The sequence below is a fragment of the Falsiroseomonas stagni DSM 19981 genome, assembly GCF_900114315.1.
GTDB classification, from domain to species: domain Bacteria; phylum Pseudomonadota; class Alphaproteobacteria; order Acetobacterales; family Acetobacteraceae; genus Falsiroseomonas; species Falsiroseomonas stagni.
The window spans coordinates 92,616-106,765 of the sequence record NZ_FOSQ01000006.1; the positions used below are offsets into that span (position 1 = coordinate 92,616).

General features: G+C 71.4%; 9 protein-coding genes. All 9 read right to left on the reverse strand.

All coding sequences use genetic code 11. The annotated features are described in order from the left end of the window. Nucleotide 1: 1 nt before the first annotated feature. Nucleotides 2-742, reverse strand: a complete 741-nt coding sequence (locus tag BM041_RS16340; protein ID WP_092960952.1) for a metallophosphoesterase family protein — start codon at nucleotides 740-742, stop codon at nucleotides 2-4. Between the two features lie 83 nt (nucleotides 743-825). After that, nucleotides 826-1,725 carry a dihydrodipicolinate synthase family protein gene (locus BM041_RS16345; RefSeq protein WP_092960953.1) on the reverse strand — a complete coding sequence of 300 codons (900 nt, stop codon included), beginning with the start codon at nucleotides 1,723-1,725 and terminating at the stop codon, nucleotides 826-828. After that, the gene (locus BM041_RS16350; RefSeq protein ID WP_092960954.1) at nucleotides 1,722-2,228 is read right to left on the reverse strand and encodes a gluconokinase; all 507 of its coding nucleotides are present in this window, start codon (nucleotides 2,226-2,228) and stop codon (nucleotides 1,722-1,724) included. The genes BM041_RS16345 and BM041_RS16350 overlap by 4 nt, the downstream gene beginning before the upstream one ends. Then, the gene (gene gnd / locus BM041_RS16355; RefSeq protein ID WP_092960955.1) at nucleotides 2,225-3,202 is read right to left on the reverse strand and encodes a phosphogluconate dehydrogenase (NAD(+)-dependent, decarboxylating); all 978 of its coding nucleotides are present in this window, start codon (nucleotides 3,200-3,202) and stop codon (nucleotides 2,225-2,227) included. Before gnd ends, BM041_RS16350 begins: the two co-directional genes overlap by 4 nt. A 67-nt stretch (nucleotides 3,203-3,269) precedes the next feature. After that, nucleotides 3,270-4,190 (reverse strand): MBL fold metallo-hydrolase, encoded by a 921-nt coding sequence (locus BM041_RS16360; protein ID WP_092960956.1) that lies wholly within the window; start codon nucleotides 4,188-4,190, stop codon nucleotides 3,270-3,272. Nucleotides 4,191-4,243: 53 nt separating this feature from the next. Next, nucleotides 4,244-6,538: a xanthine dehydrogenase molybdopterin binding subunit gene (gene xdhB, locus BM041_RS16365; protein ID WP_092960957.1), complete on the reverse strand. Its 2,295-nt coding sequence runs from the start codon at nucleotides 6,536-6,538 to the stop codon at nucleotides 4,244-4,246. Further along, nucleotides 6,538-7,935, reverse strand: a complete 1,398-nt coding sequence (locus tag BM041_RS16370; RefSeq protein ID WP_281244616.1) for a xanthine dehydrogenase small subunit — start codon at nucleotides 7,933-7,935, stop codon at nucleotides 6,538-6,540. The genes xdhB and BM041_RS16370 overlap by 1 nt, the downstream gene beginning before the upstream one ends. 38 nt (nucleotides 7,936-7,973) lie before the next feature. Then, nucleotides 7,974-10,403, reverse strand: a complete 2,430-nt coding sequence (locus BM041_RS16375; protein WP_092960958.1) for a calcium-binding protein — start codon at nucleotides 10,401-10,403, stop codon at nucleotides 7,974-7,976. 126 nt (nucleotides 10,404-10,529) lie between these two features. After that, complete coding sequence (gene treS, locus BM041_RS16380) at nucleotides 10,530-13,814, reverse strand: maltose alpha-D-glucosyltransferase (RefSeq protein ID WP_092960959.1); 3,285 nt, start codon at nucleotides 13,812-13,814, stop codon at nucleotides 10,530-10,532. Nucleotides 13,815-14,150: the final 336 nt, after the last annotated feature.

Here is a 14,150-nt window from a genome sequence, read left to right on the forward strand (position 1 = left end):
CTCAGCGTCCCCGCAGCAGGCGGGTGGCGAGGCTTTCCGGCAGGCCGGCCTGGCGCACCTTGTCGCTGGCCGTGGCAACGTCATAGGGCACGCGGTGCAGCGTGATCTCCCCGCTGATGACATCGAACAGATGCCAGGCGGCGGCGGGGTCGCCATCCCGCGGCTGGCCGACAGCGCCGCAGACCGCCAGCCAGCGACGCGGGCGGGGAAGCGGCACGGAGACGCCGGTGACAGGCTTGAAGGGGACGAGCTTCGCGGTCGCCGTCAGGCCATAGAGCGCCGGCGCATGGACATGACCGCAGAAGATGAGCCGCGCGGTGCAGGCTTCCAGGCTGCGGCGCGCATCATCGGCATCCCGCACATAGATCCAGCGATCGGGGGCGGAGGCATCGGCATGGACATAGAGGCGGTCATCCTCCTCCACCTCCATCGGCAGGGCGCCGAGGAAGGCCGCGTCCTCCGCGCTCACGGCGTGGCGGGTCCAGGCGATGGCGGCGGCGGCATCGGCCGTCATCCCGCCGCGCGCGAAGGCGGTGGCCTCGTCATGGTTGCCGCGGAGGATGACGGCGCCTTGCGACAGCAATGCGCGCGCCTTCGCCACCACCCAGGCGGGATCGGCGCCATAGCCGACAAGGTCCCCCAGCAGCACGAGGCGATCGACATCCCGGCGGGCGATGTCGTCGAGGCAGGCCTCGAAGGCCTCCCGGTTGGCGTGGATGTCGGCGAGCAGCGCGATACGCATGGGAAGTTCCTCCGGCCCCGGGGATCATTCCCGCGGCGGACGCCCTGGCAGCTTGCTTCCTCGGTGCCGATCAGACCACGGCTTCAGGCGCCGGGATAGGGGCCCAGTGAATCGGCGAAGCGGCGGGCGCAGGCCAGGCCGAAGGCCGTGGGGGCGAGGGCGGGCGTGCGCTCGATCACCTCCCCCAGCCCCATGCGCCAGGCGGTGACGCGCTTGCCGTAGCAGAGGAACATGGCGACCCCCTGCATGGCAAAGGCGATCAGCGGCAGGATGCGCTGGTACTCCCGCTCCGCCGCCGCCTCATTGCCAGAGACGAAATGGTTGTAGATGGCGGCCTGGATGTCGGCACATTCCGGGGCCGGGATCAGCCCCGCGCATCCCGCGCGAAGGCAATCCACCAGTTCCATGCCCGCGCGGCCGTTGAAGACCGTCAGGCCGCCGCCCGTCACCTCGATCAGCCGCTGGACATCGACGGCGCTGTCCTCCGCCTTGATGAGCGTGACGTTGACGTGGTTGCGCGCCAGCGTCGCGACGCCATTGGCCGAGAGACCCACGCCGATATAGGCGGCGGCATTCTGGATGCCGATCGGGATGGCGCTGCGGCGCGCGACCATCGCCGCGACCTCCCCGTACCAGGCGATGTATTCGGCTTCCGGCAGGCCGCGCACGGGGGGCGGCTGGAGGATGCACCAGGCGGCGCCCAGATCAGCGGCTTCCACCACGAAATCCGCGGCCTCCCGCGCCGTGGCTTCCGCGACCGTGACGGCGAGGGGCACGCGGCCGGCGATCTCCTCTGCCGACCAGCGGACCACGTCGCGCTTTTCCGCCGCGGAGAGTTTGTTGACCTCGGTCGCCAGGCCCAGCACCGCGATGCCATGCGCGCCGCCGGCCAGGCAGCAGCGCACCTGCTTGCGCATCGCGGCCTCGTCCAGCCGGCCATCCGCGGTGAAATAGGCGTAGAGGATGGGGTAGATGCCGTTCATGGCGTCGTGGCCTCTTGCAGGGCGTTGATGGCGGCGGTGGCGAGGGCGGCGGGCGTGGCGCCGACATCGAGGGTGATGGCGGCTTCGTCGGCCGCCGGCGGTTCCAGCGTGGCGAACTGGCTGGCGACCAGGCTTGCCGGCATGAAATGGCCCTGGCGTGCGGCCTGGCGGGCGGCGACGAGGGCGGCATCGCCGGTCAGGAAGACCAGCCGCAAGTCGGGCGCCGCCTGGCGCAGCGCATCGCGATAGACGCGCTTGAGGGCGGAACAGGTGACGACGCAGCCCCGGCCCCGATGCGCGGCCAGATGCGCGCCGATGGCGGCCAGCCAGGGCCAACGGTCGTCGTCGTTCAATGATTCGCCCCGGCTCATCTTCGCGATGTTGGCTTCGGGGTGGAAATCATCGGCATCGGCGAAGGGCAGTCCCAACGCATCGGCGATGGCCTGGCCGACCGTGGATTTCCCCGCGCCGGAGACGCCCATGAGGACGACCAGAGGGGTCATTTCGGCTCCAGGTGGCCGCCGAAGGCGTTGCGCATCGCCGACAGGGCTCGGTCCGCGAAGGGGCCGGACTGGCGGCTGCGGAACCGGGCATAGACCGCGGCGGAGAGCACCGGCGCGGGCACGGCGGAGTCGAGCGCGGCCTGCACCGCCCAGCGCCCTTCGCCACTGTCGCCGACGCGGCCGGAATAGGAGGACAGCGCCCCATCCGCCGCCAGGGCCTGCGCCGTCAAATCCAGCAGCCAGGAGGCGACGACGGAGCCGCGGCGCCAGGCTTCCGTGATTTCCGGCACGTCGAGGTCGAGGCGGTGTTCCGGCGGCAGCGTCTCGCTGCCCGCCTGTTCCAGCAGTTCCAGGCCCTCCGCCATGGCCTGCATCATCCCGTATTCGATGGCGTTGTGGACCATCTTCGTGAAGTGCCCCGCGCCGTTGGGGCCGGCATGGACATAGCCGTGCGGCGGGCGCGGGTCGGCGCCCGCAGCGCGGCCAGGGGTGGGGGAAGCGGCGGCCTCGCCGGGGGCCAACGCGGCGAAGATCGGGTCCAGGCGCCGGACGGGCGCCTCCGGCCCGCCGATCATCAGGCAGTAGCCTCGCGCCAGGCCCCAGACGCCGCCGGAGGTACCGATATCCAGCATGTCGATGCCCCGTTCCCGCAACAGGGCGGCGCGGCGGATGGCGTCCTTCCACATCCCGTTGCCGCCATCGATGGCGACATCGCCGGGGGAAAGCAGCGTGGCAAGCTGGGCAATGGCGTCCTCGGTCGCCGCGCCGGCGGGCAGCATCACCCAGACGGCGCGCGGGCCTTCCAGGCGCCGGACGAGGTCGGCAAGGTCGGTGGCCGCCTCCGCACCCTCGGCGGCCAGTGCGGCGACGGCGGTGGGGTCCCGGTCCCAGACGACCGAGGAAATGCCGGCGCGGGCGAGGCGGCGGACGAGGTTGGCGCCCATGCGGCCGAGGCCGACCATGCCGAGACGCATTCTGGGGAGTCCTCCCTGGGTGTGGCGGCGAAGGATGCGGGTGCGGTCCGCCCTCGGCAAGCCGCCCCTACCCCAGGCTGGCGCCCCGCTTCGCGGTCACGGGGATCTTCAGGTAGCGGACGCCATTCGCCTCCGCCGCCGGGAACCGCCCCGCACGGATGTTCACCTGGATGGAGGGCAGCAGCAGCGTTGGCGCGGCCAGCGTCGCGTCGCGGGCGGTGCGGAAGGCGATGAAATCCTCCTCGCTCATCCCGTCCTTCACATGCGGGTTGTTCGCGCGCTGGGCGGCGACGCTGGACTGCCAGGCGAAGGCGTCACGGCCCGGCGCCTTGTAGTCATGGCAGATCCAGAGCCGGGTTTCCGGCGGCAGGGCGAGGATGCGGCGGATGGAGCGGTAGAGCGTGCGGGCATCGCCCCCGGGGAAATCAGCCCGCGCCGTCCCGGCATCATGCATGAAGAGCGTGTCGCCCACGAAAACATCGGCGGGCTGGTTGGACCGGGCTTCCGGCGCGACGCCGATTTTGTAGGCGACGCAGGCGGGCGTATGGCCGGGCACGTGCAGCACCTCCACCTGGAGGTCGCCCAGCGCGAAACGGTCCCCATCCGTGAAGAGGTGGTCGAAATCGCCACCCTCCGGCAGGACATCCGACAGCGCGAAGACGGGGCGGAAGATGGTCTGCACCTGCTTCACGCCCGCGCCGATGCCGATGCGCGCGGCGGTGCGGGCCTTGATCCAGGGGGCGGCGGTGAGGTGGTCCGCATGGACATGGGTCTCCAGCACCCAGTCGATGGTCACGCCCTCCGTCTCGGCGGCGGCGAGTACGGCGGCGGCGGAGGCGGTATCGGCCTCCCCGCTCCGGTTGTCCCAGTCCAGCACGGGGTCCACCACGGCGCCGCGCTTCGTGGCGGGGTCCCAGACCAGGTAGGTGACGGTGTTGGTCGCCCCGTCGAAGAAGGGACGGATCGCGGCAGCGCTGTCCTCGGCCATGGCTTCCTCCCTGCTGTAGCGCAGGGAGCATAACCCTCTCCGCCCCCGCGTCCCTAGCCCTTCGCGCGGATCGCCATCAGCACCCGTTCGGGCGTGGCGGGCAGGTCGAGGCCCTCCACCCCGATCGCGTCCTTGATGGCGTTGGCGACGCTGATGGCCAGCAGCAGCGGCGGCTCGCCCACGGCCTTGGAGCGGAAGATGGTCTCGCTGCGCGCGGGCACCCCTTCCAGCAGGCGGACGCTGAAGGCGGGCGGGACGTCCCGGCTGCCGGGGATCTTGTAGGTGGAGGGGCCGACGGTGCGCAGCCGCCCGGCCTGGTCCCACCAGAGTTCCTCGCAGGTCAGCCAGCCCATGCCCTGGACGAAGGCGCCCTCGATCTGGCCGCGATCGACGGCGGGGTTCAGGCTGCGGCCGCAATCCTGGACGATGTCGGTCCGCAGGCACCGGTGTTCCCCCGTCAGCGTATCGACGATCACCTCGGACACCGCGGCGCCATAGGAGAAGTAGAAGAAGGGATTCCCCCGCATCGCCTTGGGGTCCCAGTGGATGTCAGGCGTGCGGTAGTAGCCGGTCGAGGACAGCGACACCCGTGCCAGGAAGCAGAGTTTTGCCAACTCCCCGAATTCGAGGAAGCGGTTCGATCCCGCACGCTCCGCCCAGACACGGTTGTCCGCGAAGACCACATCGGCGGGCGCGATGCCCCAGCGGGCGGCGGCGACATTCGCCATGCGGTCGCGGATGGTCATGGCGGCGTTATGCGCGGCCCAGCCATTCAGGTCGCTGCCCGTGCTGGCCGCCGTCGGCGCGGTGTTCGGCACCTCCGCCGTGCTGGTCGCGGTGATCGCGACGCGTTCGAGGTCCGTGCCGAAGACATCGGAGACCACCTGCGCGATCTTCACGAACAGCCCCTGCCCCATCTCTGTCCCGCCATGGTTCAGGCGGATGGAGCCATCGGTGTAGACATGCACCAGCGCGCCGGCCTGGTTGAGATGCATGATGCCGAAGGAGATGCCGAAGCTCAGCACCATGGAACCGAGGCCGCGGCGCAGCGTCGGGTGGCGCGCGTTGAAGGCCGCGATCTCACCGCGGCGGCGATCCCATTCGCTGTCCTGCTTCGCTTCCGCCCAGACGCGGGCGATCAGGTCGCCTTCCACCTTCTGGCCATAGGGCAGCTCGTCGGAATTGCCGTTGCTGCCGAGGAAGTTGCGCGCGCGGACCACATCCGGGGCCAGGCCGCAGGCGGCGGCGACGCGATGGACCACATCCTCCATCAGCAGCGCGCCCTGCGGGCCGCCGAAGCCGCGGAAGGCGGTGTGGGAGACGGTGTTGGTCTTCACCGCGCAGCCCGTGATCTCCACATCCGGCACGTCGCAGCAATTCACGGCATGGGTGATGGCGCGGAACACCACGCCGCCGGACATGTCGAGGCTCCAGCCCCCATCGGCCGCCAGCAGCGCCTGCAATCCGAGGATGCGGCCCGCGGCATCGAAGCCCGCGGTCCAGCGATACAGGAAGGGATGGCGCTTGCCCGTCGCGATCATGTCCGCGCGCCGCGCCAGGCGCAGCTTCACGGGCCGGCCGCTGACTCGCGCGCCGAGGGCGGCGGCGGCGGCGACCCAGCTCGCATTGCTCTCCTTGCCGCCGAAGCCGCCACCCATGCGCCGGCAGATCACGGTGACGCGGTTGTAGTCGCAGCCCAGCACGCGGGCGACGACATGCTGGCCTTCGGAGGGATGCTGGGTGGAGGAGATGACGGCGATGTCGCCATCCTCGCCCGGCGTCGCGATGGCGATCTGGCCTTCGAGGTAGAAATGCTCCTGCCCGCCGGCGCGGAACTCCGCCTCCATCCGGCGGGGTGCGGCGGCGATGGCGGCGGCGGCGTCGCCGCGCTTCATGGTCTGCGGCGCGATGACGTATTGCGCGCGGTCCAGCCCGGCCTCGATGGACAGCACGGGGTCCAGCGGCGCGATATCGGCGCGCACGGCCGCGGCGGCGCGCAGCGCCTGGTCGCGCGTGGTGGCGAGGACAAGGGCCAAAGGCTGGCCCGCGAATTCCACCAGCGGATCGGCGAAAAGCGGCTCGCCCGAGCCCACCGCCGCAATGTCGTTCTTCCCCGGGATATCCCGGGGGCCGATGATGGCGACGACACCCTCCATGGCGCGGGCGGCATCGAGGTGCAGCGCCGTGACATGGCCGTGCGGGACATCGGACAGCACCAGCGCGCCATGCAGCGTGCCGGGGGCTTCCGCCGCGTCATCGGCGAAGCGGGCCTCGCCCGTGGTGTGCTTCAGGGCGCTGTCATGGCGCAGCGCGGCGCCGGCGCCGCGGCGGGGGAGCGTGCCGTCCATCACACCACCTCCATGATGTCGGCGGGCAGGCCCGGCTGGGTGGCGCGGAGATGGAGGCGTCGCAGCACGCCCTGCGCGACCAGGCGGCGGTAATCGGCGGTGCCGCGCCAGTCGGACAGGGGGGCGATATCCTGCATCAGCGCCTCCGCGGCATCGTTGACGGCGGCTTCGTCGAAGGGGCGGCCGAGCAGCGCGGCCTCCGTCCGCGATGCGCGGGCGGCGATGGGGCCGACGCCGCCGAAGGCCAGGCGCGCTTCCACGACCAGCCCGGCATCGAGAAGCAGCAGCATCGCGGCGCCGACCGTCGCGATGTCCTGGTCATGGCGCTTGCTGATCTTCTCGCAGGCGAAGAGCGCGGCGGGGTCGGGACGCGGGAGCGTGACGGAGAGGATGACCTCCCCGGGCGCGAGCGCGTTCTTGCGATAGCCCAGCAGGAAGTCGGCCACGGGCAGCGTCCGCGTGCCGGCCTGCGACGCCAGCGTGACAGAGGCGCCGAGCGCCAGCAGCGGCGGCAGCGCATCGCCGATGGGCGACGCGGTGCCGAGATTGCCGCCGAGCGTGCCGAGGCCGCGGATCTGGCGCGATCCCAGCCGGGCGAGCAGCCCGGCATAGGGGCCGAAGCCGGCTTCGCGGCGGAACAGGGCCAGCAGCCGGGCATAGGGCACGGCGGCGCCGGCCTCGATGGCGTCGGGCGTCGCTTCCAGACGGTGCAGCTCCGGCACGTTCAGCAGGCAGATGATGGCGGGCGGCTGTTCACGGTGGTCGGAGACACGAAGGCCGAGATCGGTGCCGCCAGCCAGCAGCCAGGCCCGCGGATGGGCGGCGCGAAGGGCCAGCAATTCGGGCAGGGTGGCGGGCAGGTGGAAGACCTGGCCGGGGGCGTCGAAGCGCGCGGGGGCGGGTTCGGGCAGGGCCGGCGGGGCGGCGCCGTCATCGGCCAGGGTCGCGAAGACATCCAGGATCGGGCGGTAGCCGGTGCAACGGCAGAGGTTGCCGGCCAGGGCCTCATGCACCTCCCCGCCTTCGCGGGCATGCGCCCAGGCGGTCATGACGATGCCGGGGGTGCAGAAGCCGCATTGCGTGCCGTCGCTTTCGGCCATGGCGCGCTGGATGGGGTGGGCGCCGCCATCGGGGGCGCGCAGGCCCTCCACCGTGCGGATCGCGCGGCCCTGCATCTGGCCGAGCATGGCCAGGCAGGCATTGATGGGGGTGCGGGTGCCGTCCGCATCCTCCAGGACAATGGTGCAGGCGCCGCAATCGCCCTCCGCGCAGCCCTCCTTCGTGCCGGTCATGCCGCTGGCGCGCAGCCAGTCGAGCACGGAGGTGGTGGGGGAGGTGCCGGCCGGCAGCGCGACCGGCCGGCCATTGAGGATGAAGGCGAGTGAGGTCCCGATCATGGCTTGCAGTTAAGCAAACCCCGGGCCGGGCGTAAGGGTCAGGCGAAAATCAGGTCGTTCGCCCCCAGCACCGCGGTGACGCCCTGGAGGAACACCTCATCCCCCCCGGTGCCGAGGTCGATGGCCAGGCCGACCATCCCCCAGCGCGTCTCAACCGCCTGGGTCAGGTCGCCCGCCGCGTAGCCCTCCAGCCGCAGCCTGTCCGTGCCGCGGGCGAAATCCACCACCCAATCCTGCCCATCGCCCTTCGCGAAGACGAACAGATCCGCCCCCGCCCCGCCCGTCAGCCCATCATCGCCAAGCCCGCCCCGCAGCACGTCATTGCCGCCCAGCCCTTGCAAATCGTCCGACCCGGCGCCGCCCTGGAGGTAATCCGCCCCGGTGCCGCCCTTCAGCCAGTCATCCCCCGCCGTGCCCAGGACCGTCGCCGTCGTCGCCGGCAGCGCGGTGCTGCCCGCCGCGAAGCTGCCGGACAGGCCCAGTTGCTTCGCCGTCACGGCGCTGAGCCCCTCCAGGAACAGCGAGGTGCCGTCGGACAGCGTCAGTTGCAGGCCGGCGATGCCGGACACCACCGCGACCTTCGCCGTCACGTCCGCCGCCGTGATGCCGGATAGCACGACCTTGTCGGTGCCCAGCGTGAAGTCCGTCACGCGGTCCTGCCCATCGCCCTTCGCGATGTAGACGCGGTCCACGCCCAAGCCGGTGGTCAGGATGTCGCTGCCGGCGTGGCCGCGCAGCTGGTCGTCGCCATCGCCGCCCAGCAGCAGATCATTGCCATCATTGCCCAGCAGCACGTCATTCCCCGCACCACCGGCCAGCGTGTCGTGCCCGGCGAAGCCCTGGAGGTAGTCATGGCCCGCCCCGCCGGAGAGGCTGTCCGCCAGCGCACCACCCTTCAGCGTGTCATTCCCCGCCGTGCCGGCCAGCACCAGGCCCGCCGGCACCACCACCGGCACGTCCTTCAGCACCAGGTCACTGGCGCCCAGCGCGGTGACGCCCTGGAGGAACAGCTTCTCCCCGTTCGGCAGCAGGACATCGAGCCCCGCCATGCCCCAGTAGCTGGCCGCCTTGGTGAAAACCTGCGCGGCGGCGAAGCCGTGCAGTTCCAGCCTGTCCGTGCCGGGCGTGAAATCCACCACCCAATCGACACCATCGCCCTTGGTGAAGACGACGACATCCGCGCCGGCACCGAGCGTCAGGCCATCATCGCCCGCCCCGCCCGCCAGCCGGTCATCGCCGGCGCCGCCCTGGAGGTCGTCGCTGCCAGCGCCGCCGCCGATGGTGTCCGCGCCCGCGCCGCCCGCCAGCGCATCATCGCCCGCCGTGCCGGTGAGGGTGAGGTTGGTGACAGCGGGCGGGGGCGTCACTGTCGCGCCGATCCTCAGCCCCTCAGCGGCGACCCAGATCGGCATGCCCTGGTCGTCGTAGACCGCGTTGCCGCGGCCCGACCCATCCGCCCCCGCCAGGCGGCCATAGCCATAGCCGTAGAACAGCGTGCCGCCGGCGGGCACGGGGCCGGAGAAGGCGACCAGCAGCGTGTCCCCATCCACCAGCGTCGCCGCCTTGCCCCAGACCGTGCCGCCCGCGCCCTGCACGCACCAGCCCAGCCCCGTCGCCGCATCGGCATCCAGGGCCTGGAAGCCCGCGGCGTGATCATGTGCGACGTCGATGCGCAGTTGGTCAGCGGCGGTGAGGGTCGCGCGAACCACCTGCGGCCCCTTGTCGGCGATATCGCCACCGGATTGCGCGACGATGGAGCCCGCCTTCGCGTACTCCGCCAGGCTTTCGGCGATGCCGCGCGCCGCGCGCAGCACGGTCTGCGCGGCGTCGCCCGCGTCGATGTGGCCGCCACCATACTCGATGGTGTTCGGGTTGCTGTCCCAGTCATCCGTCGTCGCGTTGATGTCCTGCATGCGCGCCGCGATGCTGGCATTGAAGGACGCATCGGCGGCCAGCTGTTCCATGCCGCGCCGGATCGCCTGGTGGCCTTCCTCCGTGCCCCAGTACGGCATCGCGGAGACGAAGTTGTAGGGGACGGTGGCAGCTCCCTGCCCCAGCGCGGCCCGCACCAGCGCCGCGTCGTAGCGCAGGGCGGAGACCCATTGCTCCGTCGTCAGGGACGCATTCGCGCTGTCGTATTCGCTGTGCAGCCACAGCACCGCGGTCGGGTCGGCGCGCTGGGCGACGGACATGTCCGCGATCTCGTTCAGCAGGGCCTGTTCCTGCGACCCCAGTTGCCAGCCCGTGCCGGCCGGCTTCAGCCAATCCCCGATCAGCGCGGTGCCGCCGAAGGCGGTGCTGCTGTTGGCGTCGAACCGGTCATAGACCAGCGACACCGTGTCCTTCACCCCATCGAAGCCCAGCAGTCGCTGGACTTCCCGGGTGATGGTCCCGGCACCGGACCAGCCATTGCTTTCCATCAGCAGGATCGCGTTGGACTGGCCGCGGACGAGCAGGTTGATGTTCATGGCGGGCTCCCGGCCTGGATGCAGGGACGCCGCGGGACGGGAGCGGCGCCAGCGCCTCACGGGAATGAGAGGCAGCGCGCTCACGTCTAAGTGTATACTTTAATCACGTCAAGGTGAGTTTTCCCGTCAGGGTTGCAAGCCTTCCGCCGCCGGCACCAGCCGGTCGAGAACCGCCGCCAACCCGAGCACCGGCACCGGCAGCCAGGCCGGGCGGTTCGCCAGTTCGTAGCCGACCTCATAGGCCGCCTTTTCCACCAGGAAGAGGTCGAGCAGCGTCGCGGCACCCGCCGTCGCCACCCCGGCCTCCCCCTCCCACGCCGCGCGGTAGGCGGCGAGGAAGGCGGCCTCCGCCGCGCCGCGCCAGCGCGTGATCAGCGCCGCCCGCCGGGTGGAGGACGCGGCGGTCGCCGTCCCGCTTTCCTCCGTCGCCGCCGCCACCGCCGCCGCATAGTCCAGGCTGCGCAGCAGGCCCGCCACGTCCCGCCAGGGGCTGGACTTGGCGCGCCGGGCGGCGAGGGGCCGTGCGGGCTCGCCCTCGAAATCCAGGATCACCGCATCGCCGGTCGCCACCAGCACCTGGCCCAGGTGGAAATCGCCATGGCAGCGCGTGGCCAGAAGCCCGGCCGGGTCGGGCACCAAGGCGCGGATGGCCTCCACCAGGCGGGCGCGATCCGCCACCAGCCGCCGCGCGGCATCGGCCGCCGGGCCGGGTGGCAGCAGGCCGGGACGGTCGAGCCGCCCGAGCGCGCGATCGAGCCCGCTGGCCGCTTCGGCTGCGATGCCGCGCGCCATCGCGGCATCCAGGGGCACGGGCGCGAAATCCGGATCCTCGCTGGGCCGGGCCAGCACCAGGTGAAGCTGGGCAAGCCGCCGGCCGATGGCCTCCGCCACTGGCAGGTAGCCCGCCAGCGGGTCTTCCGGCTCGGCTTCCGTCAGCGCGGCGTCGTCCACGCTGCGGGCCAGCCAATCCAGCGTCCAGGCCCAGGCATCGCCCTGGTTGCGGGCGAAGGCCTGCAGCAGCATCAGCGTATGCGGCGTGCCGTCCGGCGCCACCCGCACCACCTGGCCGAGCAAGGCGGGGGTGCCGGGATAGGCCGCTTCCGTCAGGTGCCGCGCCATTTCCGCTTCCGGATGCTGGCCCGGCTGGATGCGGCGCAGGAGCTTCAGCACCACCGCCTCCCCCAGGATCACCGTCGTGTTGGATTGCTCGACACCGAGGCGCCGGACCTCCGGCGTGTCCGGCAGCACCAGCTCGGCCAGGGCCGGGGTCGGCTGGAAGCGCAGCTCCCCTTCCGGCGTCGCCAGCACGCGGCCAGCCTGGCAGGCCGCCAGCACGGCGCGGGCGAAGCCATCGGTGGCGACGGCATCGGTCAGCAGCCCGATGCGCGATCCGTGCCGCAGGCGCGACAGGGCAAGCTGCCCCGCGGGCTTGGCCGCATCCTCCTCCCCGATCCGGGCCAGCGGCAGGGACCAGCGTTCCCCCGCAGCCTCCACCTCCGCCAGCAGCAGCGGTTCCGGGCCCGCCTGCATCGGCACCGCATAGGCGAAGCGGGCGGCCAGGCCGCCGGGCTGCGCATCCTTCGATCCGAACCAGCGGCGGCGCGGCAGCCAGGCGGGCAGGACCTCCCTCTCCAGCACCTGCCGGGCCTCGCCGGGTAGCCAGTCGCCGCCCGGGCGGCCGACCAGGGTGCGGAGTTCGGGCAGCGGCTCCGGCGGCGGGACGTGCCAGGCCGGCAGTGCGGCCCCCTCCGCCAGCAGGAACCAGTGGAAGGCATAGGGCGGCAGGGTCAGGACGTAGGGCAGCGGCCCGATCGGCGGGAAGGGCGTGCCGCCCAGCATCTCCACCGGCACGCGGCCGATGTGAGCGGCCAGGTCCAGTTCCACCGCCTGCGCGGCGCGGGAGAGGTTGAAGACGCAGAGCACCGCCTCCCCCTCCCACTCCCTGACATAGGCCAGCACCTTGCGGTTGCCGGGATAGAGCAGCCGCATCGCGCCGCGGCCGAAGGCACGGGTGCGGCGGCGCACCGCCAGCATCCGGCGTGTCCAGTTCAGCAGGCTATGCGCGTCCCGCGCCTGCGTCTCCACATTGACGGCCTGGTAGCCATAGGTGGCGTCCTGGATGACAGGCAGCACCAGCGCCGCCGGATCGGCGCGGGAGAAGCCGCCATTGCGGTCAGGCGACCATTGCATCGGCGTGCGCACGCCGTCGCGGTCCCGCAGATAGACGTTGTCGCCCATCCCGATCTCATCGCCATAGTAGATGACAGGCGTGCCGGGCATGGAGAGCAGGAGGCCGTTCATCAGTTCGATGCGCCTTCGGTCGCGCTCCATCAGCGGGGCGAGGCGACGGCGGATGCCGAGGTTGATGCGCGCGCGGCGATCCGCGGCATAGACGGACCAGAGCGTGTCGCGCTCCGCATCCGTCACCATCTCCAGCGTCAGTTCATCGTGGTTGCGCAGGAACACCGCCCATTGGCATCCCTCCGGGATGTCGGGCGTCTGGCGCAGGATGTCGGTGATGGGGAAGCGGTCTTCCTGCGCGACGCCCATGTACATCCGCGGCATCAGCGGGAAGTGGAAGCACATGTGGCATTCGTCGCCGGTGCCGAAATAGGCCTGCACATCCTCCGGCCACTGGTTCGCCTCCGCCAGCAGCATCCGGTTGGGGTAGTCGGCGTCGAGCGCCGCGCGGATGCGCTTCAGGATGTCATGCGTCTCGGGCAGGTTCTCATTGTTCGTGCCGTCGCGTTCCACCAGGTAGGGCACGGCATCGAGCCGCAGGCCATCAACGCCGAGGTCGAGCCAGAAGCGCATCACGCGCAGCACCGCCTCCAGCACCCGCGGGTTGTCGAAGTTCAGGTCGGGCTGGTGGCTGTAGAAGCGATGCCAGAAATAGGCCTTCGCGACCGGGTCCCAGGTCCAGTTCGACTTCTCCGTATCCAGGAAGATGATGCGCGTGCCGTCGTAGCGCCGGTCGTCATCGGACCAGACATAGAAGTCCCGCTGCCAGGACCCGGGCGGGGACCGCCGGGCGCGGCGGAACCAGGGATGCTCGTCGCTGGTGTGGTTGATGACGAGTTCGGTGATGACCTTGAGGCCGCGGGCATGGGCTTCCCGGATCAGCCGCTTGAAATCGGCGAGCGACCCGTAGTCCGGGTGGACCGCGCGGTAGTTGCTGATGTCGTAGCCGTCGTCCCTGCGGGGTGACGGATAGAAGGGCAGCAGCCAGATCGCATCCACGCCAAGGCCGGCGGCGTGGTCCAGCCGCGCGATCAGCCCCGCGAAATCGCCGACGCCGTCGTCATTCCCATCCATGAAGGACTTCGGGTGCAGCTGGTAGATGACGGCGTCGCGCCACCAGAGGGGCTCCCGCACCGCCTCCTCGCCCTGCTTCCTGCGTCGCCTCGGCATCCAGAACCCCCTTCGGTCGGGGGGGCCAACGCCGCTGGCGCCATGCCGTTCCGGCTGCGGGGGCGCCCGCGCCACCGGAAGGGGCGTTCATCATCACCAGGATTATCGCCGAAGTGTTGACCGGATTGTCGCCGCGCCCGGCGAATGTCGTCGCCGGGGCGGAACCAGGGGCCTGGCGGGGGATTTGTCGTCGCCGGGCCAGGGCGGGGCGCCATGCCGGGGGCTTTGTCGCCGCCTGTCCCGGCCACGCGCCCCCGATCAGCCGGTTATGTCGCGCCGTGTCGCCGCCGGCGCGACGCCGCACAACCCCACGGCGAGCATCAACTTATTGATATG